Genomic DNA, 1,015 nt, shown 5'->3' with positions numbered 1-1,015 from the left:
GCGTACAGAAACCACATGCCGTCGCGGTGGATCAGGTCGGATTCGCCTTTGCGGTGCGCGGTGAGCATCTTCAACTGGTCGGGAGAGCCGGTGAACGCCATGTTCCTGAGTCGACCGACCGTGGTCCAGATCGACACCGTGCGGGCGTCGTGGTTCCAGGTCAGACACCGGTCGTCGTAGGGCTGGGCGGCGTCGGGACGGAAGGTGATCGGTTTGGATTCGGCTTTGGCCCGGCGGAGCGAGCCTTCCGGGCCCAGGTTCCCTGCCCGGATGTTGCCTTTCAAGGTGGTGTAGGCGTCGACTACCTTCTTGATCGCGTGCTGGGCGGCCTGCGCCGCGAGACCGAACTCGTCCCGCACGGTGCCGTAGGTGAGTTTCCTCAGGTCGTAGTGGCGGCGCGTGTTCCGTTCGAACGCGATCTTCGACACGTGGTTCGCGGCCTGGTTGACCATGCGCAGGGTTGCCTCCAGTGCCGCCGCCTGCTCGGGCGTTGGCAGGAGCTTCACCTGCACCACTAACTTCACAATCGAACACACTACCATTTGGCCTATGTCACCACGATGGGAGCCGAACCCCGATATCCGCCGAGGTAGAAGTGTTGTCTATAGCCTCCATGCTCACTTGGTCTTCACCCCGAAGTATCGGCGTGGAGTGTTCACCGACGAGATCCTGACCCGCTGCGAAGCCATCATGATCGAGGTGTGTGACAACTTCGGCGCGGAACTGGTGGAGTTCAACGGCGAACGCGACCACGTCCACCTCTTGGTCCACTACCCGCCCAAAGTCGCCCTGTCCACCCTGGTCGGCTCCCTCAAGGGCGTCTCGGCCCGACTCCTGCGCAAGGAGTACCCGGCCCACATCCGCGAGTACCTGTGGGGCGGCCACTTCTGGTCCCCGTCCTACTTCGCCGCCTCCTGCGGCGGAGCCCCACTCTCGATCATCAAGGAGTACATCGAGAACCAGAAACGGCCCGGCTGAGCTACTCAGGCGGACCACCTGTCACGGCACCGCTCGG

At 63.3% G+C, this 1,015-nt stretch carries 1 protein-coding gene and 1 pseudogene; one reads left to right on the top strand and one right to left on the bottom strand.

The window, feature by feature from the left end; translation table 11 throughout:
- A pseudogene (locus tag KIP79_RS46185) lies at window positions 1–524 on the bottom strand (RNA-guided endonuclease TnpB family protein); the annotation flags it as partial.
- A 25-nt stretch (window positions 525–549) separates the two neighbouring features.
- Here KIP79_RS46185 and tnpA point away from each other — a divergent pair.
- Window positions 550–978: an IS200/IS605 family transposase gene (gene tnpA / locus KIP79_RS46180; RefSeq protein ID WP_214111431.1), complete on the top strand. Its 429-nt coding sequence runs from the start codon at window positions 550–552 to the stop codon at window positions 976–978.
- Window positions 979–1,015: the final 37 nt, after the last annotated feature.

Origin of the sequence: Acrocarpospora catenulata, from assembly GCF_018476525.1 — a bacterium.
Taxonomy (GTDB): domain Bacteria; phylum Actinomycetota; class Actinomycetes; order Streptosporangiales; family Streptosporangiaceae; genus Acrocarpospora; species Acrocarpospora catenulata.
This window is presented reverse-complemented; position numbering and strand designations above follow the sequence as displayed.

What these genes read in the sequence shown, in the direction of transcription:
- tnpA (WP_214111431.1), top strand. Translation starts at nt 550, where the DNA reads ATGTCACCACGATGGGAGCCGAACCCCGATATCCGCCGAGGTAGAAGT.